Annotated in this window: 20 protein-coding genes; 13 read left to right on the top strand and 7 right to left on the bottom strand. The window is 71.6% G+C overall.

Translation table 11 applies throughout. The features are described from left to right. The first annotated feature begins 646 nt into the window (after positions 1-646). The 9 genes from DEJ11_RS13750 (at position 647) to DEJ11_RS13710 (ending at position 12,480) form a co-directional block, all read left to right on the top strand. The gene (locus DEJ11_RS13750; protein ID WP_111104279.1) at positions 647-2,350 is read left to right on the top strand and encodes a xylulokinase; all 1,704 of its coding nucleotides are present in this window, start codon (positions 647-649) and stop codon (positions 2,348-2,350) included. Beyond that, a complete protein-coding gene (locus tag DEJ11_RS13745) occupies positions 2,347-3,057 on the top strand; it encodes an L-ribulose-5-phosphate 4-epimerase (RefSeq protein ID WP_111104277.1) in 711 nt (236 codons plus the stop codon). Before DEJ11_RS13750 ends, DEJ11_RS13745 begins: the two co-directional genes overlap by 4 nt. Then, positions 3,054-4,595: an L-arabinose isomerase gene (gene araA, locus DEJ11_RS13740; protein WP_111104276.1), complete on the top strand. Its 1,542-nt coding sequence runs from the start codon at positions 3,054-3,056 to the stop codon at positions 4,593-4,595. The genes DEJ11_RS13745 and araA overlap by 4 nt, the downstream gene beginning before the upstream one ends. 17 nt (positions 4,596-4,612) lie before the next feature. After that, positions 4,613-5,887, top strand: a complete 1,275-nt coding sequence (locus DEJ11_RS13735) for an FAD-binding protein (RefSeq protein ID WP_111104274.1) — start codon at positions 4,613-4,615, stop codon at positions 5,885-5,887. 94 nt (positions 5,888-5,981) lie between these two features. After that, a complete protein-coding gene (locus DEJ11_RS13730; protein WP_111104273.1) occupies positions 5,982-6,917 on the top strand; it encodes a cation-transporting ATPase in 936 nt (311 codons plus the stop codon). 205 nt (positions 6,918-7,122) lie between these two features. Beyond that, positions 7,123-8,790: an ABC transporter substrate-binding protein gene (locus DEJ11_RS13725; protein ID WP_111104271.1), complete on the top strand. Its 1,668-nt coding sequence runs from the start codon at positions 7,123-7,125 to the stop codon at positions 8,788-8,790. Further along, a complete protein-coding gene (locus DEJ11_RS13720) occupies positions 8,787-10,547 on the top strand; it encodes a dipeptide ABC transporter ATP-binding protein (RefSeq protein ID WP_111104270.1) in 1,761 nt (586 codons plus the stop codon). The genes DEJ11_RS13725 and DEJ11_RS13720 overlap by 4 nt, the downstream gene beginning before the upstream one ends. After that, a complete protein-coding gene (locus DEJ11_RS13715) occupies positions 10,544-11,479 on the top strand; it encodes an ABC transporter permease (RefSeq protein WP_017888404.1) in 936 nt (311 codons plus the stop codon). Before DEJ11_RS13720 ends, DEJ11_RS13715 begins: the two co-directional genes overlap by 4 nt. Then, positions 11,476-12,480 carry an ABC transporter permease gene (locus DEJ11_RS13710; RefSeq protein ID WP_027466175.1) on the top strand — a complete coding sequence of 335 codons (1,005 nt, stop codon included), beginning with the start codon at positions 11,476-11,478 and terminating at the stop codon, positions 12,478-12,480. Before DEJ11_RS13715 ends, DEJ11_RS13710 begins: the two co-directional genes overlap by 4 nt. A 154-nt stretch (positions 12,481-12,634) precedes the next feature. Here DEJ11_RS13710 and DEJ11_RS13705 read toward each other — a convergent pair whose 3' ends face one another. The 7 genes from DEJ11_RS13705 to DEJ11_RS13675 form a co-directional block, all read right to left on the bottom strand. Continuing rightward, entirely contained in the window at positions 12,635-13,624 is a 990-nt protein-coding gene (locus tag DEJ11_RS13705) for a squalene cyclase (protein WP_111029931.1), read from the bottom strand. 177 nt (positions 13,625-13,801) lie between these two features. Continuing rightward, positions 13,802-15,121: a GNAT family N-acetyltransferase gene (locus DEJ11_RS13700; protein ID WP_111104268.1), complete on the bottom strand. Its 1,320-nt coding sequence runs from the start codon at positions 15,119-15,121 to the stop codon at positions 13,802-13,804. A 535-nt stretch (positions 15,122-15,656) separates the two neighbouring features. Then, a complete protein-coding gene (locus DEJ11_RS13695) occupies positions 15,657-16,010 on the bottom strand; it encodes a hypothetical protein (protein ID WP_111105256.1) in 354 nt (117 codons plus the stop codon). A gap of 43 nt (positions 16,011-16,053) precedes the next feature. Then, positions 16,054-16,854: a signal peptidase I gene (locus tag DEJ11_RS13690; protein ID WP_258375579.1), complete on the bottom strand. Its 801-nt coding sequence runs from the start codon at positions 16,852-16,854 to the stop codon at positions 16,054-16,056. Further along, positions 16,851-17,747, bottom strand: a complete 897-nt coding sequence (locus DEJ11_RS13685; protein ID WP_111038224.1) for a hypothetical protein — start codon at positions 17,745-17,747, stop codon at positions 16,851-16,853. The genes DEJ11_RS13690 and DEJ11_RS13685 overlap by 4 nt, the downstream gene beginning before the upstream one ends. Then, on the bottom strand, positions 17,744-18,322 hold the full coding sequence (locus DEJ11_RS13680) for a TasA family protein (RefSeq protein WP_111047202.1): 579 nt from the start codon (positions 18,320-18,322) through the stop codon (positions 17,744-17,746). Before DEJ11_RS13680 ends, DEJ11_RS13685 begins: the two co-directional genes overlap by 4 nt. Positions 18,323-18,367: 45 nt before the next feature. Beyond that, the gene (locus DEJ11_RS13675; protein WP_071404262.1) at positions 18,368-18,922 is read right to left on the bottom strand and encodes an alternate-type signal peptide domain-containing protein; all 555 of its coding nucleotides are present in this window, start codon (positions 18,920-18,922) and stop codon (positions 18,368-18,370) included. 393 nt (positions 18,923-19,315) lie between these two features. On the opposite strand from DEJ11_RS13675, the gene pnuC reads away from it, so the two are divergent. From pnuC to DEJ11_RS13655, 4 genes are all read left to right on the top strand, one after another. Continuing rightward, entirely contained in the window at positions 19,316-19,981 is a 666-nt protein-coding gene (pnuC, locus tag DEJ11_RS13670; protein ID WP_111105254.1) for a nicotinamide riboside transporter PnuC, read from the top strand. A gap of 90 nt (positions 19,982-20,071) precedes the next feature. Further along, positions 20,072-20,704, top strand: a complete 633-nt coding sequence (locus tag DEJ11_RS13665) for a hypothetical protein (RefSeq protein WP_071404264.1) — start codon at positions 20,072-20,074, stop codon at positions 20,702-20,704. A gap of 84 nt (positions 20,705-20,788) precedes the next feature. Then, positions 20,789-21,223 (top strand): chemotaxis protein CheY, encoded by a 435-nt coding sequence (locus DEJ11_RS13660; RefSeq protein ID WP_111029938.1) that lies wholly within the window; start codon positions 20,789-20,791, stop codon positions 21,221-21,223. Then, entirely contained in the window at positions 21,220-21,528 is a 309-nt protein-coding gene (locus tag DEJ11_RS13655) for a winged helix-turn-helix domain-containing protein (RefSeq protein ID WP_111022077.1), read from the top strand. The genes DEJ11_RS13660 and DEJ11_RS13655 overlap by 4 nt, the downstream gene beginning before the upstream one ends. Positions 21,529-21,538 lie beyond the last annotated feature (10 nt).

The following is a 21,538-nucleotide window of genomic DNA, read 5'->3' as shown; positions in this document are numbered from 1 at the left end:
CACCCCGTCCGCCGTGGTCGAGCGGTCACGACTCGTCGCTCGGCGCCCCTCCAGCCGACACTTCGTGACCGCGCGGTGGGGAGGCAGCGGGGTGTCGTGACCGTCCCGAGCGCCGCAGTTCGGGGTGTCGCGGGTTCGGAGAGTCGGTGGTCGGGACGTGCGCGGGTGCGGGGTGGGTCCGGGCGGTCACGACACCCATCCGCCGTGGTCGAGTGGTCACGAACTGTCGCTCTGCGCGCCTCCGGTCGATCGTTCGTGATCGCACGGTGGGGAGGCAACGGGGTGTCGTGACTGTCCCAGGTGCCGCCGTTCGGGGTGTCGCGGGTTCAGCGGATCGGCGCTCGCGGGTGCGGGGCGGCGGGTGGTCGGGACGTGCGCGGGTGTGGCGTTGCGGTGGTCGCACTTCGTCGCCGGCCTCGTTCGTCGCGCGGTCACGACCCGTCGCGCGCGGGGCGTCGAGTGGTCAGGAATCGTCGGCAGCGGGTATGCCGGACGACGGTTCGTGACCGGTCGGGGGAACTGAGCGGGGTGTTTCGGCCGCTGGCGGGACGGGCGCACCGGCGGCGCGCCGCGGCGTTGCACGAGTGAGCGCTCACGTGCCAGGATGTGAGCGCTCACTGAGGACGACGAGGTTCTGGAGGAACACATGGGTGACGACCGCCGACAGCGGATCGTGGACGGCCGCACCACACTCGGGATCGAGCTCGGCTCCACCCGCATCAAGGCCTGCCTGGTGGACGAGGACCTCGTGCCCATCGCGGCCGGTTCCCACGAGTGGGAGAACGAGTATGTCGGCGGCCGCTGGACCTACTCGCTCGAGGCCGTCGAGACCGGACTCCGTGCCGCGTACGCCGCCCTGGTGGCCGACGTCGAGGCGCAGTACGGCGTCGCCCCGAGCACCTACCGCGCGGTGGGCGTGAGCGCGATGATGCACGGCTACCTGGCGTTCGACGCCGCGGGCGAGCTGCTCGTGCCGTTCCGCACCTGGCGCAACACCTCGACCGGCCCCGCGGCCGAACGCCTCAGCGAGGCCCTCGGGTTCAACATCCCGCTGCGCTGGTCGATCGCGCACCTGTACCAGGCGGTCCTCGACGACGAGCCGCACGTGGCCGAGATCGCCGGTGTGACGACCCTGGCCGGCTACGTCCACCGTCGTCTGACCGGCCGGAACGTGCTCGGCGTCGGCGACGCGAGCGGCATGTTCCCGATCGAGGGCGGCCCCGTCGACAGCGGCCCCGGCGACCCGGGCGCGAAGGACTTCGACCACGCCATGCTCGCCACCGCGCAGGACCTGATCGGCGTGCCGGACCTGCGGTCCCTGCTGCCCGAGGTCCTCGTCGCCGGTGCCGAAGCCGGCGAGCTGACCCCCGAGGGTGCGGCCTGGCTCGACCCGACCGGCACGCTCGAACCCGGCGCACCGCTCTGCCCGCCCGAGGGCGACGCCGGCACCGGCATGGTCGCGACGAACGCCGTCGCCCCGCGCACCGGCAACGTCAGCGTCGGCACGAGCATCTTCGCGATGGTCGTGCTCGAGCAGCCCCTGACCACCGCGCACGAGGAACTCGACGTCGTCACCACCCCGGCCGGGGACGCCGTGGCGATGGTGCACTGCAACAACGGCGCGAGCGAGATCGCGAGCTGGGCCCGGGTGTTCGGGCGCTTCGCCGAGGCCTCGAGCGAGCGGACCGGCGCGACGCCGATCGGCATCGACGACGTCTACGCGACCCTGCTCGCCGAGGCCGTCGCCGACGACACCGACCCCGACGCCGGCGGCCTGCTCTCGTTCAACTACCTGGCCGGCGAACCCGTCACCCACGTCGAGGACGGCCGGCCCCTGCTGCTCCGCACCCCCGGCGCGCGCTTCACGCTCGGCAACCTGGTGCGATCCGAGGTGCACGGCGCGTTCGCGACCCTGGCCATCGGCATGGACGTCCTGCACGGCGAACAGGTGCAGGTCGACCGGATGACCGCGCACGGCGGGCTCTTCCGCACGCCCGGCAGCCCGCAGCGGCTCCTCGCGGCGGCGTTGCGCGTGCCGATCGCGCTCGAGGAGACCGCGGGCGAGGGCGGCGCGTGGGGGATCGCCGTGCTGGCCGCCTACCTCGAGCACACCGACCAGCAGCTCGCCGACTACCTGTCCGACACCGTGTTCGGCGGGGACGCCGTGCACGTGGCCGAACCCGAGCCGGCGGACGTCGCCGGGTTCCAGACGTACCTGGACCGCTACCGGGCCGCACTGCCCGTGCAGGACGTCGCCGCGGCGGCGACCCGCCCCAGCGCGACCACAGGACCGACCGAAGAGACCGACGGCGCCGACCCGCGCCTCCAGACAGAGGAAGTGACCCGATGACGGACGCGATCGACGAGACCACACGCCAGGCGGTGGCGACGACGCGGGAGCGCGTCGCGCGCCTGCACGGCGAACTCGTCCGCTACGGCCTCGTGATCTGGACCGGCGGCAACGTCTCCGAGCGCGTGCCCGGCACGGACCTGTTCATCATCAAGCCGAGCGGGGTGTCGAGCGACGACCTGACGCCCGAGAACCAGGTCGTCTGCACCCTCGACGGCGTGCCGGCCGAGGGCTGGGGCAACGAGCACGGCCCCTCCAGCGACACCGCCGCGCACGCCTACGTGTACCGGAACATGCCCGAGGTCGGCGGTGTCGTGCACACCCACTCGACGTACGCGACCGCCTGGGCCGCCCGCGCCGAGGCGATCCCGTGCGTCATCACGGCGATGGCCGACGAGTTCGGCGGCCCCATCCCGGTCGGCCCGTTCGCGATCATCGGCGACGACTCGATCGGCCACGGCATCGTCGACACCCTGAGCGGCCACCGCAGCCGCGCGGTCCTGATGCAGAACCACGGCGTGTTCACGATCGGCAAGGACGCGAAGGACGCCGTCAAGGCGGCCGTGATGTGCGAGGACGTGGCACGGACCGTCCACATCGCGAAGCAGGGCGGCGAGGTCGTCCCGATCCCCGAAGCAGACATCGATCGACTCTTCGATCGCTACCAGAACGTCTACGGACAGAACCCCGAAGGAGCCATGCGATGACGCAGGACACCGCGACGTACGTCGACCCCCAGGCCACGCTCGACAGCTACGAGGTCTGGTTCCTCACCGGCTCCCAGGGGCTCTACGGCGAGGAGACCCTGCGCCAGGTCGAGGAGCAGAGCAAGGCGGTCCACGCGGAGCTCGCCGGACACCTGCCGGTGAAGCTCGTCTGGAAGCCCGTGCTCAAGGACGCCGACGGCATCCGCCGGGCGCTCATCGAGGCGAGCGCCGACGACAAGGTCATCGGTGTCACCACGTGGATGCACACGTTCAGCCCGGCCAAGATGTGGATCGGCGGCCTGCAGGCGCTGACCAAGCCGCTGCTGCACCTGCACACGCAGGCGAACGTCACGCTGCCCTGGGCGGACATCGACTTCGACTTCATGAACCTCAACCAGGCCGCGCACGGCGACCGTGAGTTCGGCTACGCCCTGGCTCGCCTGGGCGTCCGGCACGCGACGGCCGTCGGCCACGTCTCGGACCCCCGCGTCCAGCAGCGCGTCGCGAACTGGACCCGTGCCGCCGCCGGCGCCGCGGCCGTCCGCGAGCTGAAGCTCACCCGCTTCGGCGACAACATGCGCTACGTCGCCGTCACCGAGGGCGACAAGACCGAGGCCGAGATCGAGCTCGGCGTGCAGGTCAACACGTGGGCCGTCAACGAGCTCGCGGCAGCGGTGGACGCCGCCGCAGCGGACACGGCAGCGGTCGACGCGCTCGTGGCGACGTACGAGCGCGACTACGACGTGGACCCGTCACTCCGCAGCGCCGGCGGCGAACGGCACGCCGCACTCCGCGACGGTGCCGCCATCGAGATCGGCCTCCGCACCCTGCTCGCGCAGAACGGCAGCGCCGCGTTCACCACCAACTTCGAGGACCTCGGCTCGCTCAAGCAGCTGCCGGGCCTGGCGGTGCAGCGCCTGATGGCCGACGGCTACGGCTTCGGTGCCGAGGGTGACTGGAAGACGGCGGTCCTGGTCCGCGCGATGAACGTCGCCGGTGCCGGCCTGCCCGGTGGTGCCTCCCTGATGGAGGACTACACCTACGACCTCACCCCGGGCGCCGAGAAGATCCTCGGGGCGCACATGCTCGAGGTCTCGCCGACGCTCACCACCACGAAGCCGACGCTCGAGATCCACCCCCTCGGCATCGGTGGCAAGGACGACCCGGTCCGCCTGGTCTTCACCGCCGACTCCGGCGAGGCCGTCGTCGTCGCGCTGTCCGACACCCGCGACGGCTTCCGCCTCACCGCGAACGTCGTCGACGTCGTGCCCCCGACCGAGGCCCTGCCGAAGCTGCCCGTGGGCCGCGCGGTCTGGGAACCCCGGCCGTCGTTCCCCGTCGCCGCCGAGGCCTGGCTCACCGCCGGCGCCGCTCACCACACCGTCATGACGACGGCGGTCGGCCTGCAGGTCGTCGAGGACTTCGCGACCATGGTCGGCACCGAGTTCCTGGTCATCGACGAACACACCACCGCACGCGGGTTCCGCGACGAGCTGCGTCTCCAGCAGACGTGGCACCGTCTCGACCGCGGCTTCTAGAGGAGTCAGGACCCACGATGGACGACGTGATCGCGGCCGAGCGCACCCGCACCAACTGGGCGGGCAACGTCACCTACCGCGCCTCGGCGCTGGCCCGGCCGACGTCGGTGGACGAGCTCCAGCAGCTCGTCGCCTCGACGCCGCGCTTGACGGCGCTCGGCTCGCGACACTCGTTCAACACCATCGCCGACACCGATGCCGTCCAGGTCTCGTTGTCGGACCTGCCGCCGGTGCTCGACATCGACACGTCGCGTCGCGTCGTGCGGGTCGCCGCCGGCATGACGCACAGCCAGGTCGCGGCCGGTCTGGAGGCCCGTGGCTGGGCACTCGGGAACCTCGCGTCCCTGCCGCACATCTCCACGGCCGGGGCCGTCGCCACGGGGACGCACGGCTCCGGTGTGCGGAACCCGTCGCTCGCGCAGGCGGTGGTCGGCCTCGACGTCGTCCGCGCCTCCGGCGCGCTCGCCCACGTCGACGCCTCGTCGCCGGACGGGCTCCTCGACGCCCACCGAGTGGGGATCGGCGCGCTGGGCGTCGTCACCGCGGTGGAGCTCGCGATCGAGCCGACGTTCCAGGTCGCCACGACGGTGCACCTCGACCTGCCGTGGGACGCCGTCGCCGCGGGGTTCGACCAGGTGATGTCCGACGCGTACTCGGTGTCGATGTTCACCTCGTTCGACGACCGCGGTGCCCGGCAGGTCTGGGCCAAGCACCGCGTCGACGAGGCCGCACCGACCGTCGACCTCGTGGCCCTCGGAGCCCGTGCGGCCTCGGGTCCGGTGCACCCGGGAGAGAACGACCCTGCCGGGGTCACCGAGCAGGGCGGCGTGCCGGGGCCGTGGTCGGAGCGACTGCCGCACTTCCGGTCCTCGTTCACCCCGTCGACCGGGGCCGAGATCCAGGCGGAGTACCTGATCCCCGCTGCCTCGGCGGTGGCGGCGCTCGAGGCGCTCCGACCGCTGGCGTCGCTGTTCGCCCCGATCCTCATCGCCGCCGAGGTCCGCACCATCGCGGCCGACACCGCGTGGCTCGCGCCCTCGTCCGGACGACAGTCGGTCGGCCTGCACTTCACGTTCCGTCGCGACCCCGCCGCCGTGGCCGCGGCAGTGGCCCGGATCGAGGACGTCCTCGAGCCGTTCGACCCGCGGCCGCACTGGGGCAAGGTCTCCGCCGCAAGCGCCGAGCGGCTGCACGAGGCGTACCCGCGGCTGTCCGACTTCGCCGCACTCGCCCGTGACCTCGACCCCACGGGGCGGTTCCGCAACGCGTTCCTCGCGCGCATCCTGTCCTGAGCCGCGCCGGTTCCCAGCGGATCGGGATGCGTTGTCCGGGTGTCGCACCGGAGCAGCGCCGGGCGTTCACATGTGAGGACGCAAAGGTCGGGGCATGGCGAACCTCAACCGCATCATCGGCATGGCCTCCAAGGTCATCGACAAGCAGCTCCAGAAGCGTGGGCAGGGGGGAACCGCGCCCGGCGCCGGATCGCAGCAGGGCGGGACCGACTGGCGCGGCATCGTGCGCAGCGCCGCGGACAAGCTGACCGGCGACGACCGGAACCAGCAGCCGCCGCAGCAGCAGTACGGCCAGCAGCCGCAGCAGCAGTACGGCCAGCCGCAGCAGCAGTACGGCCAGCCGCAGCAGTACGGCCAGCCACAGCAGCACGCCGGCACGCCGCAGCACGGGGCCGACGCCGACAAGGTCGCCCTGGCGAAGTACGACTACCTGCTCCGCACCTCGTCGCCGGAGCAGCTCGAGCAGGTCCACCACGACGCCTTCGCGCGGCTCACCCCCGCGCAGCGCCAGCAGGTCCGTGACCGCCTGAACTCCGAGCTCCCGCCCCACGAGCACCTGCGTGACGACTCGGCGGGCGGCATGGCCCGTGCGATGACGCGCGGGGAGATGTCGCGTCCGGGTCTGGTCCGACGGGTCCTCGGCGGTTCCGGCCGCTCGGGCAACGGCAACGGCAACGGCCGCGGCCGCGGCGGGGCCTTCGCCGGTGGTGCAGCGGTCGGCGCCGGCGCGATGGCGTTCGGTGGCCTAGCCGCCGCGGTGGCCGGGGGAGCGGTGCTCAGCGCTGCCGCCGGTCCGGTCCTGGCAGGGGCGGCCGACCTCGGCGTCGACTTCGAGGGCATCGCCTCGGGCATGGGCGACCTCGGGCTCGGTGACCTCGGCGGTGGCGTCGAGGGACTCCTCGGCGAGGGCGAGCAGCTCCTCGGCGGGTTCGGTGAGCAGGCCGCGGGGTTCGGAGAGCAGGCGTCCGGGCTCGGCGAGCAGGCGTCGAACCTCGGCAACGACTTCCTCGGTGGGCTCTTCGACCGCTGACGCACTGCGGTGCGAACGCATCGGGAATAGCGGGACGGCGTCCGGCGCTTGCAATGTTTCGTCGTGCGTCGTCCGACGCACGCGAGATTCGGACGGGCCACCGTCGCGGTGTCAGGATGGACGCCGCCCGGCGGGTGAACCGTTCCGCCGTCGCAGCGACCGCCACCGCGATCGCGACCCCCCTTCCCCGAGGAGCAGCACCGTCATGAGACGCCCCAACCGCCTGACGATCACCGCGGCCGTCGCCGCAGCAGCAGCCCTGGTCCTGACCGGCTGCTCGGGTGGGGGTTCGTCCGACGACGGCGCCGAGGGCACGGCCAAGGGCGGCACGCTCAACATCCTGACGCCGCAGACCTCGTTCCACCTCGACCCCGCGACCAGCCAGAGCCTCGGCATCACGTCGATGGGCCTCGTCGCCCGACGGCTCACCACGTGGGACGTCGAGCCGGGCAAGACGGCGAAGGTCGTCCCCGACCTGGCGACCAACACCGGCGTCTCGAGCGACGACGGCAAGACCTGGACCTACACGCTGAAGGACGGCGTCGAGTTCCAGGACGGCACGCCGATCACCACGAAGGACATCAAGTGGGGCATCGAGCGCTCGTTCGCGCCGACCCTGAGCGGTGGCCTGAGCTACCACAAGTCGCTCCTGGTCGGTGGTGACTCCTACAAGGGCCCGTTCGACGGCAAGTCGCTCGACAGCATCGAGACCCCGAACGACAAGACCATCGTCTTCAAGCTGAACGACGCGTACGGCGACTGGCCGTGGCTCGCGTCGATGCCCGCGTTCACCCCGGTGCCCGAGGGCGACGGCAAGGACACCGGCGCCTACGACCTGAAGCCGGTCGCGTCCGGTCCGTACCAGGTGCAGTCGAACACGCAGGGCTCGCAGGTCACGCTCGTCCGCAACAAGAACTGGAGCGCGAAGACCGACGACGTCCGCACCGCCGGCCCGTCGAAGATCGTCTTCAAGGAGAGCCAGGACCAGTCCACGGCGACGCAGACGCTGATCGCGGACAACGGCGACGCCAAGAACTCCTTCGGCGCCATCTACCTGGGGGCCGCCGAGCTCAACCAGGTCCGCAGCAACCCGGCCGCCCAGGACCGCCTCGCCACCTCGAAGGCCGGCCCGATCAGCTACATGGCGATCAACACGCAGCGCGGTGAGCTCAAGGACCTCAAGGTCCGCCAGGCGCTGCAGTACGCGGTCGACCGCAAGTCCTTCCGGATCGCCGCCGGCGGCGCGATCGCCGGGTCGTACGCCTCGACGCTCATCACCCCGGGCATCGCCGGGCGCCAGGACTACGACCTTTACAAGACGAAGGCCACCGGCGACGTCGACAAGGCGAAGGAGCTGCTCAAGGAGGCCGGCGTCAGCAACCTGAAGCTGACCCTGGTCACCCAGAACGACCCCACCTACCTCGCCCAGGCGCAGGCGCTGCAGTCCGGCCTGAAGCGTGCCGGCATCGCCGTGACGCTCAAGCCGCTCGACTACGACTCCTTCACCCAGGCGACCACCAACGGCACCGACTTCGACCTGTCGCTGTCGAGCTGGCAGCCGGACTTCCCGAGCGCGAACGCCAACCTGCAGCCCCTGTACGACTCGTCGCAGATCGGTGGCGGCGGCTACAACGTCTCGAAGTACAGCAACCCCGAGGTCGACGCCCTCATCGCGAAGGCCAGCTCCACGGTCGACCAGGACGACGCGCAGAAGCTCTGGGCCCAGGCGGACCAGAAGATCATGGCCGACGCCCCCGTCGTGCCGCTGATCTACGCGAAGCAGTCCTTCCTGGCCGGTTCGAACGTGCAGAACTTCCAGATCGCGGACTTCCCCGCGTACCCGAACTACCTCAAGGTCTCGCTCAAGCAGTGACCGAACCGATCCTGCAGGTCGAGGGGCTCCGCGTCGCGTTCGGCGACGCGGAGCCCGTCGTCCGTGACGTCTCCTTCGACCTGACGCCCGGCCGGGTCCTCGCCCTGGTGGGGGAGTCCGGCTCGGGCAAGTCCGTCAGCGCCATGAGCGTGCTCGGGCTCCTGCCGCCGCAGGCCTCGGTGTCGGGCAGCGCCCGGTTCCGTGGCGAGGAACTCATCGGTGCCCCCGTCGAGACGGTCCGCGCCGTCCGGGGTGCGGGCATCGGCGTGGTGTTCCAGGAGCCGATGAACTCGTTCACGCCCGTCCTGTCGATCGGCACGCAGATCGCCGAGGCCGTCCGAGCCCACCCGACCGGGCTCGACCGCGCCGGGGTCCGGGCGCGCGTCGACGAACTGCTCCGTGACGCCGGGCTCACCGACCCGGAGCGCATCCGGAAGGCCTACCCGCACGAACTGTCCGGCGGCCAGCTCCAGCGCGCGATGATCGCGATGGCCCTGGCCGGTGACCCGGTCGCACTCTTCGCCGACGAGCCCACGACCGCGCTCGACGTCACCGTGCAGGCCGGCATCCTCGACCTGCTGCGGCGGCTCGGCCGCGAGCGCTCCCTCGCCGTGCTGCTCATCACCCACGACATGGGCGTGGTCGCGGACGTCGCCGACGACCTGCTGGTGCTGCGGCGCGGGGACCCGGTCGAGCACGGGACCGTCGCCGAGGTCTTCGCCCACCCGACCGCCGACTACACGCGCGAGCTCCTCGCGGCCGTCCCCAGCCTGGAGGCGCGCCCCGCATCCGCAACGCCGGCTGCGGACCCGGACGCCCGGGCCGGCGATCCCGGCTCACACGCCCAGCGACAGCTCACGGCTCCGGGCGCGCGTGAGGTGTCGCCCAGCGCGAAGACCGCTGCGGTGACCGACGAGGCGGACGCGAGTCGCGCCTCCCGGTCGCTGGTGGCGCGCCTGCGCGACGTCGCCGTGCGGTACTCGCGCCGAGGCGGACCGACCGTGTCCGGCATCGACCTCGACCTGCATGACGGCGAAACCGTCGGCCTGGTGGGCGAATCCGGTTCCGGCAAGTCCACGATCGGGCGCGCGCTCGCGGGCCTGGTGCCCGTCGTCGCCGGCTCGGTCGAGGTGGACGGCAGCGACCTGCGCACCGCTCGCGGACGACGACTGCGCGAGTTGCGCAGTCGGGTCGGCATCGTGTTCCAGGACCCGGCGTCGTCGCTCAACCCGCGGCAGACCATCGGCTGGAGCATCGCGGAACCGCTGCTCGTGCACGGCACCGACTCCGCCGCCGACCGGGCCGAGCGGGTCCGTGAACTGCTGACCGCCGTGCAGCTCGACCCGACGTGGGCCGAGCGGTTCCCGCACCAGCTGTCGGGCGGCCAGCGGCAGCGCGTCGCCGTCGCGCGTGCGCTCGCACTGCGGCCGGCACTCGTCATCGCCGACGAACCGACCTCGGCACTCGACGTGACGGTGCAGGCCGCCGTGCTCGACCTGCTCGCCGGGCTGCAGCGGGAGTTCGGCTTCGGCATGCTGCTCATCAGCCACGACCTCGCCGTCGTCCGCCAGCTCGCCGACCAGGTGATCGTGCTGCGCGACGGCCGGGTCGTCGAACGGGGGAGCACCGATGCCGTGCTCGACGACCCGCAACAGGACTACACGCGCATGCTCCTCGCCGCAGCGCCCGTCGCCGATCCCGTGCGACAGGCCGCTCGCCGCGAGGCGTGGCGCGCGTGGGAAGGAGTGGCCTCGTGACGGCCAACGTCGTCGACCGACCGGTCGCACCGTCCGGCCGCACGACCGGCTTCCGGGCCGTGGTGCGACGCGTCCGGCAGGACCGCTGGGCGGTGGCCTCGGCCGTCGTCATCGCGGTGTTCCTGGTGGTCGCCGTGGCGGCCCCGCTCATCGCGAAGGCGTCCGGGCAGGACCCGTACTCGTACGACATCGACGCGCTCAACTCGTTCGGTGCGCCGCGCGGTCCGGGTGGCGGCATCAGCGGCGAGCACTGGTTCGGCGTCGAGCCCCTGACCGGGCGCGACCTGTTCTCGATCGTCACGTACGGTGCGCGGACCTCGCTCGGCATCGGACTCGCAGCAACCCTCGTCTCGATCGTCATCGGCGTGCTCGTCGGCGTCACGACCGGGTTCTTCGGTGGCTGGTACGACCGGGTGCTCTCGCGGGTCGTCGACGTGATCTTCGGGTTCCCGTCGCTCGTGTTCATGATCGCCCTCACCGCGATCGTGCCGTCGTCGTTCCCGAAGCCGGTGCTCGTCGTGCTCGTCATCGGGTTCTTCGGCTGGCCGGCCGTGGCCCGTGTCGTGCGGGGGCAGACGCTGTCGCTCGTCAGCCGGAACTACGTCGTGGCCTCCACCGCGATGGGTGCCGGCCGGTGGCACGTCATCCGCACGCAGCTGTTGCCGAACCTCGCCGCGACGATCACCGTCTACGCGACCATCTCGATCCCGTCGATGATCGGTGCCGAGGCCGCGCTCTCGTTCCTGGCCGTCGGCGTCAACCCGCCGACGCCGTCGTGGGGTCGCAGCATCGGCGACGCCATCGGCTGGGTGCAGACCGATCCCATGTACCTCGTGTTCCCCGGAGCCGCACTGTTCCTCATCACCCTCGCCTTCAACGTGCTCGGTGACGCCCTGCGCGACGCCCTCGACCCGCGAGGGGGCACCGCGTGAACGCCGCCACCCTGCGCTTCCTGGCGATCCGCGTGCTCGGGGCCGCCGTCGTGCTGCTCGTCGTCGCGGCCATCACGTACGCGCTCTTCATGCTCCTGCCGACCAACCCGGCCCGAGCGATCTGCGACAAGCCCTGCACGCCGGACCGGCTGCGAGAGGTCCAGGCGTTCCTCGGCACCGACAAGCCCTGGCTCGCGCAGTTCGGCGCCTACCTGGCCGGCATCTTCACCGGCCGGACCTTCGGCAGCGGCAACAGCGTCATCGAGTGCGCGGCGCCGTGCTTCGGGTACTCGTTCCAGCTGCACGAGAGCGTCACCGAGCTGATCCTGGCGCGCCTGCCCGTCACGGCCTCGATCGCCGTGGGCGCCGCCGTGCTGTGGCTCGTCGCCGGGGTGTTCGGCGGCACCGTCTCGGCGCTGCGCCGCGGCACCTTCGTCGACCGGGCCGTCATGACGGTCGCGGTCGCCGGTGTCTCGTCCCCGGCGTACCTGGTCGGGCTGCTCGGCATCCTGCTGTTCGGCTTCGTACTGGGGATCCTGCCGACGAGCGGGTACGTGGCCTTCGGCGACGACCCGGTCGGCTGGTTCACCCACCTGATCCTGCCGTGGTGCGTGCTGGCCTTCATCAGCGCGGCGATCTACGCCCGGTTGACCCGTGGCGAGATGCTCGAGTCGATGTCGCAGGACTTCGTGCGGACCGCCCGGGCCAAGGGGCTGCGCGAGCGCCAGGTCGTCGTGCGGCACGGGCTCCGGACGGCGATCCTGCCCGTCGTGACGCTGTTCGGGCTCGACCTCGGGTCGCTGCTCGGTGGTGCGGTCATCACCGAGAAGGTGTTCTCGATGCAGGGCCTCGGCGCGCTGCTCATCGACGCGGTGCACACGCTCGATCTGCAGGTGGTCGTCGGCTTCACGCTGTTCTCGGCGCTGCTGATCGTCACCGCGAACGTGATCGTCGACGTGGTCTACGCGTTCGTCGACCCGCGGGTGCGGCGCCGGGCGTAAGGGCGCCCCCGCTCGTGCCGAGCCTCGCACCGTGCGAGGTCAGGTGCCCCCGCCGCTGTTGTGGTGCGAGGTTCCGTACTCCGTGCGAGCGCATCCGCCTGCCACGGAATCGGGAACCTCGCACCAGAGCGCTCGCCCCTCGCACCGTGCGAGGTCAGCCGGCCGTTGCCGCGCCGTCCCACCACCGCAGGACCCGCGTCCCCATCAGGGTGAGCCACTTCGAGCGTTCGCCCGCCGGGACGTCGACCTCGAACCACTGCCGCCCTGGTGCACGTTCACCTTGGGTCCAGGTGCCGTCGGCGTTGCGAGCCGCCCGGACGAGCTCGATCGCCTCGGCAGCACGTGGGTCCGGCGGGGTCCCGTCCTGCAACCCGGCCGCCCGCAGGTGATCGGTCGCCCGAAGCGCGGTGTAGATCCATCGCGACGGGTACGCGAAACGGTGCACCCAGGAGCCGACGAGCTCGCCGTCGGACTTCCGGTACAGCAGCCGCCGTTCGAGCAGGTACTCGGCTCCGCGGTGTCGGGCGGCGCGGAGCTCCGTGGCGCGCGGGTGCGATCCCTCGGACAGCTGCTCGTGCTGCAGCAGCCCGTCGAGCACGTTGAGGGTCGAGTGGAACGACGACACGGTGGACCCTTCGACCCACTCGCAGTTCCAGCCACCGTCGGCGAGCTGGTGCTCGAGGATCCACTCGGCGATGTCATCCACGTCAGCACCGAGCCAGGTGCCGTTGGCGAGCGTGAAGGCGTTGATGCAGCAGTCCACTTCGCCGCCCCAGTACGGCAGGTCGTCGTAGTCCCACCGACTGTTCTCGGCGAGGCGCACGGCGGTGTCCCCGAGCACAGCGGCGTCGAGCCCCCAGTCGCGCAGCGTGTTGAGTGACCAGGTCGTCGCCGTGTAGGGCTGTCCGGCGGCCTGGGCCTCGGGACCGTCGGGGTCGAAGTCGGCGGGGAAGTACGAGCCGCCAGCCCACTGTCCGTCCGGGTCCTGGTGAGCGAGGAGCGCTGCGCCGAACCCCTCGGTCGCGACCCGGGCACGGGTGGCCTGCCACGTCGCGGCGGGGGCGTCGACGAGGTCCCGCTCGACCTGCCAGCGCAGTGCCGGGTCGGAGGCGACGAGCCAGTCGACCACCGTGTCGTCCGTCATGGCGGGGAGACTACTCGCTGCTGCGCGCCCGGGGCGGCGATCGCGCGAGGGGAGGCGCCCGGTGCGAGGTTGTTCACCCCGTGCGGCGGAACAACCTCGCACCGTGTGACCGACCTCGTACCGACCGACCTCGCACCGACCAACAGACCGCGCGCCCCACCACGCGGGCGACGTCCATCAGAAGTACGTGATGCCGTGCGGCGTCCGCGACGGCAGCAGCATCGCGCGGAGCAGCTCCACCGACGCCGGGTCCGCAGCGCGAACGAGCCCCGCGGCGGCCAGGGTGACGGGGGAGGCCGACCCGATCAGCAGCGCACCGAGCTCTGCGACGTCGAGCTGGACGTCAGACCCGGCCACGTCGACGTCGTCGGCGATGCGCGTGACGGTGCCACGGGCCTCCTGGACGTCGAGGCGGTACGTACCGGTGGTGAAGCCGAGCGCGTCAGTGACCCCGAGTGTCAGCGACCCGTCGACGGCGAACGGCCGCGAGGTCAGCACCGCCGGCACGTCGAGCACGCGCAGCCAGACGTGGTCCTCTTCGTGGTCGACGTCGTACGCACGGTTGTCGCCGAGCGCCGCGACGATGGGGTCGTCGAGGCGGGAGCGGTTGTACTTCACGACGTCGTTGAGGTCGACCGAGAGCAGGAACTCCCAAAGGGCGGTGTAGGCCTGGTCGTCCGCGTAGACCAGGTCGACGATCTCGAGCGCGGTGTCGGAGCCGCGGTCCTCCTTGACGCGCCAGGTGACGTAGCCGTCGATCTCGTCGGAGCCGTCGGGACGGTGCACCGCCGCACGGACGTCCTTCGCCTTCTGCCCGTCGTGTCCGAGCAGGCCGAACGCGATCGGCCAGGTGCCGGTGTTGCGGACCATCGAGCCGGGGGTGCGGACGTGGAACCGGTCGAAGACCGCCTTGCCCGGGCCGTCGGCCAGCCACTGCGGCGTGACGACCGACACCGTGCCGGAGGTCGGGGCGAGCAGGGGGAGCGCGCGCTCGCGGCGGACGTGCACGGCACGCTCGCGGATGGCGCAGCCGAAGCCGAAGCGGCGGTAGATGGTGCCCTCGGACGCGGTCAGCGACGCGACGGCGTAGCCCTCGGCGACCCCGCGCTCGAGCGCGTGCGTCATCATCCGGCGCAGGATGCCGCGGCGACGCTCGGTCGGGCGGACGGTGACCGCGGAGATCGCCTGGGTGTCGACGGAGGACCCGTCGCCCCAGCTCAGCGCCTTGCGGAACCACGTGAAGGTGCCGGCCGGCCACGTCTCGTCGACGGACCCCGGGAACGGCTCGCGCACGTAGACCCCGAGGAACGTCTCTTCGTCGGCGATGAAGTGCGACGCCATGCGGGCTGCGCCCTCGGCGTCGGGGTCGGCTTCGTGGAAGCCCATCCCGACGGCCTGCATCCACGCTGCCGTCTCGGCGTTCGGTGCCCCCTTGTCGTCCGTCCCGGGCGCGAACTCGCGCAGCTCGTAGCGGTCGTCGAATGCCTCGTTGCTCACGTTCCGACACTATCGGGACCGGGTGACGTCGCGACAGGCGCGTGTTCGGTCCGGTCGAACTGGAGGCCCGGATCGCGTCCGGCGGACGGGCTGCGGGGTGCGGGTGGCCGGTTCGGGTGCCGGGTTCGGGTGCCGCGGACGCACGGTGCGGGACGTCGGGTGGCGGGCCGCACGGTGCGGGGTCGTGGTGGGGCACGGGGCGGGCAAGTTCGCACGGGTCAGGAGATCCGGCACGGTGCGGTTGTGTGGCTCTGGGCACGAGCTCGCACCGGGAGCGGGAACGCGCACGGAGTCGCCGCCGCTGCACCGTGCGCATGACGAACCCGGCACGGTGCGCTTCCGTGGTCGCGTCCTTGGGGCTCACCCGGAGCCGCACGGTGCGTGGTTCGTGGGTCGGGGCAGCGGAGGTGGTTCGGTGCGAGGTCGTGGTGGGGCACAGGGCGGGCAAGTTCGCACGGGTGGGGTGACCCGGCACCGCATGACGAACCCCCGCACCGCATGACGAACCCCCGCACCGTGCGATTCCGTGGCCGCCTCAGTCGGTCGCGCCCCGCGGGGGATCGACGAGCAACCCGACGCGGTCGTCCAGGTAGTCGGCGAGGGGGACTGCGGCGCCAGCGGTCGGGGACCACCGGACCGACGGCACGTCGTCGATGACGACGAGTACGCCCTCGGCGCCGACGAGGGAGTCGTCGACGGGGATCGGGACGGCGCCGTGGTTCACCGTGTCACCGGCGCTGAAGTGCCCCTTCGCGGCGGCGGCGCGGTAGGCGCGACGGACCTCGGCGGAGACCGACTGGTACTGCGACCGACCGGGTTCGGTGACACGGGTGATCGACCCGGTGGCCCAGACACGGCCGGCGGTCTCGGGGGACGACCCGATCAGCATTGCTCCGACCCGCCACACCCGGCCGAGGGGTCGCATAGTCGGGTCACGACGGATCCCGAGGACCGCCTTCGGCAGCACGTACTCGCCGAGTGCTTCGTCCGGGACGTCCGCGCCGCGGAGCCGTCGTGCCGCTGCGTCGAGGAGCTCCCGCGCCCGCTGCACTCCGTCCGTCACGTCCACCGAGCCTAGACCGGGTGGTGGCCGTCGTCTCGGTCCTGTTCTCGCTGGTGGTCCGCTCGACGTGGTGCGCTGCGCTGCGGCGTCCGTGGCTGGTGTCGGCGCGGCTCGTGCCGGCGCGGCGACGACGCGCGGCGCTCACGAAGCCCGCGGTCATCATCACCGCCCCGTACGTCAGGAGCACGCCGGCGACCGCGGGGATGAGCCAGCTCCGCGACCCGTTGACGACCTGGTTGACCCTGCCGATCTCCGGCACGGAGTACCAGACCACGCCGCGGATCTGCACGGCGGTGACCGGTGCCGGGTCGGCCTCGGCGTTGTTGTCGCCCTTGAGCACGAAGGTCCGCTCACCGTCGGACGACGACGACACCGAGACCACGCGGTGGCTGACGACCGCGGGCTGGCCGGACACGATCTGGTAGGTCACGACGTCGCCGACCCGGATGTCGTCGATCGGGGTCGGACGGACCACGAGCAGGGTCCCCGGCGGCAGGGTCGGCTCCATCGACTGCGTCAGGACGGTGAGCGGCATCGAGCCCGTGGCCTTCGGCACGACGATCAGCACGACCGCCAGGGCAGCCACGAGCAGCAGGAGTCCGGTGCTGAAACCGAGCACGACGGCGTGGACGACGGCGCGCCAGCCGGTGCGCGGGGTGGGGGTGCTCATGCGCCGCATCGGATCGCCGCCCCGTTGTCCTGCGTGAAGAGCGTGACCTTGCCGGTGCCCGCGACGGTGCTCGTGGGGTTGCCGGCGCTGTCGAGCACCTTGACGGTGACGGTCAGCGTGCCAGCGGTGCCGGCGCTCGCGGGGACGTCCGGCGGCGCGATCGTGATGAACGCGGAGTAGTCCTGCGCCTTCTGCCCGACCGGCGTCGAGCCGACGAACGCGCCGTACCAGGTGTCCATCGGCCGGTTCGCGGCGTCCCACCGGATCTCGACGTACCAACCGCCGTGGTCGGTGCAGACCAGCGAGGGCGTGGTGTCGACGGTCGCCGCCGGGGTGGTCAGGGTGAAGCCGCCGGCGACGACGCCCGAGGTCCAGGTGCCGCTCGTGACGGTGAGGTTGACGTTCACCTTGGCGGTCGAGCCGGCCGGGGCCGATGACTGCAGGGTGCTGCGGGTGCACCAGACGGCGGAGGCGCCGGCGGCCAGCTTCGCGCTCATGCTCGGCAGGGACGCCCAGGTGCCGGTGACGGACCCGGTGCCGACGGCCGTGCTCGTGGTGCAGCCCGCGGTCGAGGCGACCGGCCAGGCGACGACGGTGACGGCCTTGGCGAGCGCGGTCGAGCTGCCGGACACGACGGAGACCGTGGTGGTGGCGGTGCCGGCGAGGGTGCCCGAGTCGGTCAACGTGATCGGCTTCGTCGTCGAGGTGACGCTCGACGAGAACGCCGTGGTGAGGGCGCTCGTGCCACCGATGGACGCCGCGACCGTGCCGACCGTGGTGCTCGCCGCGGTGGTGCCCGACGCGCTCCACAGTGCCCACGCGGCGCTCGAGGTGCCACCGACGAACACGGCGGTGAGGAGCACGGCGACGAGGAGCCGGAGGCGGCGGTTCATGCGGAGACCTGCGTTCCCGTGACGGTGAGGGTGAAGTCGGTGGTGGCGCCGGCGACGCTCTGCGGGGCGTCGGCGTCGAGCGCCATCTCGAGGCAGGCGATGCCGCTGACCCCGGCCGGCAGGGTGAAGGACCCGGTGCCGGTGTCGAAGGTGGCGAGCCGCGCGCTCGTGCCGGTGAGCCCGGGCACGCACTTCGCGGCCGAGGACACCATCGCGAGGTGGAGCGTCAGCTCACCGGTCGCCGCCGCGACGGACGACTTGGAGGCCGTCGTCGTGACGCGCATGGACAGGGGGATCGAACCGGTGTTCCGCACCGTGAAGGTGCCGGTGGTACTCGTGCCCGGCCCGAGGACCGCGGTGTTCATCGCCGTGGTGCTGCCGACGGTGATGGTCGCCGTGGCGGAGCGCACCGTGGTGGCTCCCGTGCTGGCGGTCCCGTTCCAGAGGGCGTACGTGCCGCCGGCGCCGAGGAGCGCCGTTCCGACCGCGACGACCAGGGCGATCGCGACCGGCCACACCCAGCGGTACCGTCGGGCTGCGCGGTGGCGTCCCGTCGTCCGCGGTGTGGCGGTCATGTGCGTGCTCCTGGTCGTCGTGGTCGGTGGGGTGCGATCGGGGGATCAGGAACCGATCGCGGTCTGGGTCAGCGTGAAGGCCAGCGCGCTGAGGTTGATCGAGCCGCCCTGACCGGTGGTCGCCGATGCGGGGAGCGTCACCGTGAAGACGACCTTGACGGTCGACGTGGACGAGGACGGCGAGACCACGAAGGTGTTCGTGTTCGACGAGGACTGCACGACCGAGGCGCTCGTCGACGTGACGGCCAGCGTCTTCGTCGTGGCGGCGAGCAGCGCGGCGTCGCCGGTGATGCTCTGGTTGGCGTAGGTCAGGTTCGCCTTGAGGTCCTGGCCGGTCGCACCGATGTTCAGCGTCTGGGTGAACTGGAACGTGTTGCCCGGGACCATCAGGGCCTTCGTCGGGTCGATCGCGGTGGAACGACCGTTCGTGATGTCGGTCCAGGCGCCGTCGTTGTTGGCGCTCAGCGTCAGGGTGCCGGCGCTAACGGCGGATGCGGCGCTCGAGGCGCTGGCGTTCCAGAGGGCGAACGTGCCCGCACCGCCGAGGAGGAGTGCGACGCCTGCTGCGCCGGCGATGGCACCGGTGACGATCTTGTGCATGGGGTGGATCCGTTCCTGCGTGCTCCGGGCACGCTGAAGCCCACCGGGGACATTCGGGCGTCGTGTCCGGTGGGGAGGTTGTCATCGACCCAGTGGTTGGAGGGGGTCGCGGCTGACCGGTGCCGAGAACGGTCGCCGGGCCTCGGAGCGCATGTGCTGCTGCTCGGGCGGGCTGGACTCGCTCTGGTGACGACGTTAGCTGTCCCCCAAAGTGCCGACAAGTGAGAACGACCGTTCACCCGGACCCCAGAACAGGGGTCATTTTTGTCCCCGCTAGGGAGGACATGATTTGTACCCCGGTTTCTGGGTGTGCGCTTCGCGTGGGCGGAGCGATCCCAGAAGGAATGCCGGTACGCGCGGCGTCGTTGCACCGTCCGGAAACGAGGAGGGCCCATGGACATCGTGCGCTGGTTGTTCGACGCGCAGATCGTCATCGGCGACCAGACGGTGCTCTGGCGCGAGGTGATCGGCAACGTCTTCGGGCTGCTCAGCGCCCTCGGGGGCATGCGCCGGAAGGTCTGGGCCTGGCCGGTCGGACTGGTCGGCAACGCCCTGCTCTTCACCGTCTTCATGGGCGCGCTCTTCGACACCCCGAACCCCGTCAACCTGCTCGGGCAGGCCGGCCGTCAGGTCATGTTCATCATCGTGAGCATCTACGGCTGGTACCGGTGGACGCACCGCCCCGAGGACGCGACGACCGTGATCGACCCGCGCTGGGCCTCCTGGTGGACCCGTCTGCTGCTCGTCGTCGGCATGGTCGGCGGCACCGCCCTGCTGACCCCCGTCTTCCGCGCGCTCGGGTCCTACGAGCCGGTGTGGAGCGACGCGTGGATCTTCGTCGGATCGCTGCTCGCCACGTACGGCATGGCGAAGGGGTGGGTCGAGTTCTGGCTCATCTGGGTGGCGGTCGACCTGGTCGGCGTGCCGCTGCTGTTCTCCGCCGGGTACTACGCCTCCGGATTGATGTACGTCTTCTACGGCGTCTTCACCCTGACCGGGTTCTTCGTGTGGATGCGCCAGCGGGTCCGGCCTCCGGCGGCGCCCGTCACCGTCGGCTGACCGCTGTGATCACGACGCGCTGACGCGGCCCGGAGCACGGCCCCCGCTCTGGGACGAGACAAACGGCCCGGAATGCGCTGCAATGGTCGGATGGAACCCCTGCACGGCGAACGCGTCGAGGACGACGAGTCCCTCGCAGAGCGCACGGTGCGCGCGGCCATCCGTGCCTACCGGCTGCACCCGTTCGACACCGTCGACGCGGCGGTCGTCGCCGAGGTGGCCGGTATCCCGCTCGAGACCGTCGAGCGGCTGTTCCCGACCTGGCACGCCCTGCTCCTGGTCACCTACGACCGGTGGGCGCAGCTACGGGGGACCCGGCGGAAGAACCCGCCCACGTGCACGATCGAGCACGTCCGTCTGACCCTGGCCGAGGACGTCGCCGACCCCGGGCTCGTCCGGGTGCTCGCCGGGCTGATCACCGTGGCCAGCTCGGAGTCCGGGTTCGCCGAACTGTTCCGCAAGCGGTTCGAGGAGTACGCCGAGCAGCTGACCGTCGGGCTGCAGCGCGACTTCGACAAGGGCTCGGAAGAGGCCGGCATCCCCGCGTACCAGGCTGCGACCCAGCTGCTCTCGGTCTACGAGGGGCTGCAGATCCAGATGCTGGTCCGCCCGCACATCGACGTCCTGGTCGAGTTCGACCGCGCGGCGAACACCCTGCGCCAGGGCTGGAAGCGGCACGCCGTCCCGTCGTGGGACCTCGACGAGGCACCCGTCCGCGTCTGAGCGCAGCGGCAAGCTCTCCGGTTTGGAAAGTGCTTGCCAAACTGGAAAGTACTTGCAACACTGGTGTCAACGAGAGGGGACACCATGGAGGACACCACCGCACGACCCGGACCCGCCGAGGCGGCCCGACTGCTCGACCAGGCGGACCGGATCGGCCGACGTGCGCACGACGCCGTCCGCTGGCCGTACGTCACGTTCATCACCGCGCTCGGCGTCGCGACGTCGCTCGGCACGCTCGGCATGGGGCTCACGACCGGGGACGCGTTCGCCGCCGTCTACGTCGGCACCCTCGTGGCCCTGTTCGCCCTGGTGGTGTTCTTCATGGTGAGCATCCGCGGCCGCTCGGCCTTCGCCCGGAGCCGCCGCTGGACCGTCTACATCGCCAGCTGGGCGGTCACCTACCTGGCGGCGATCGCCGTGGTCGGGTGGGTGCACGGCTCGGTGCTCTGGTCGGGCATCACCTCGGGGCTCGTGCTGCTGGTCGCCCTGGTGTGTGCGGCGCGCGAGGCCCGCTCGTGAGCACCACCGACCGGGTGCATCCCCGGCACGAGCTCGACGACCTGCTGCAGCACCCGGTGCGCTTCTCGGTGATCGCCGCCCTGACCCGTGCCGGCACCCTGGGGTTCCGCGAGGTGCGGGACGCGGTCGAGGTCAGCGACTCGGTGCTGAGCAAGCAGGTCTCCGCGCTCGAGGCGGCCGGCTACGTGTCGGTGGGGAAGGGGTTCGTGGGCAAGACACCCCGCACGTCGATCACCCTGACGGCGTCGGGTCGGGCCGTCTGGGCCGCCCACCTGGACGCGCTCCGCCGCATCGCCGCCGGCTGATCGGTGGGGA

It is taken from the genome of Curtobacterium sp. MCLR17_058 (assembly GCF_003234705.2).
Lineage (GTDB): Bacteria > Actinomycetota > Actinomycetes > Actinomycetales > Microbacteriaceae > Curtobacterium > Curtobacterium flaccumfaciens.
Note: the sequence above shows the minus strand (reverse complement) of the source record. Positions and strands in the feature narration are given on the sequence as shown.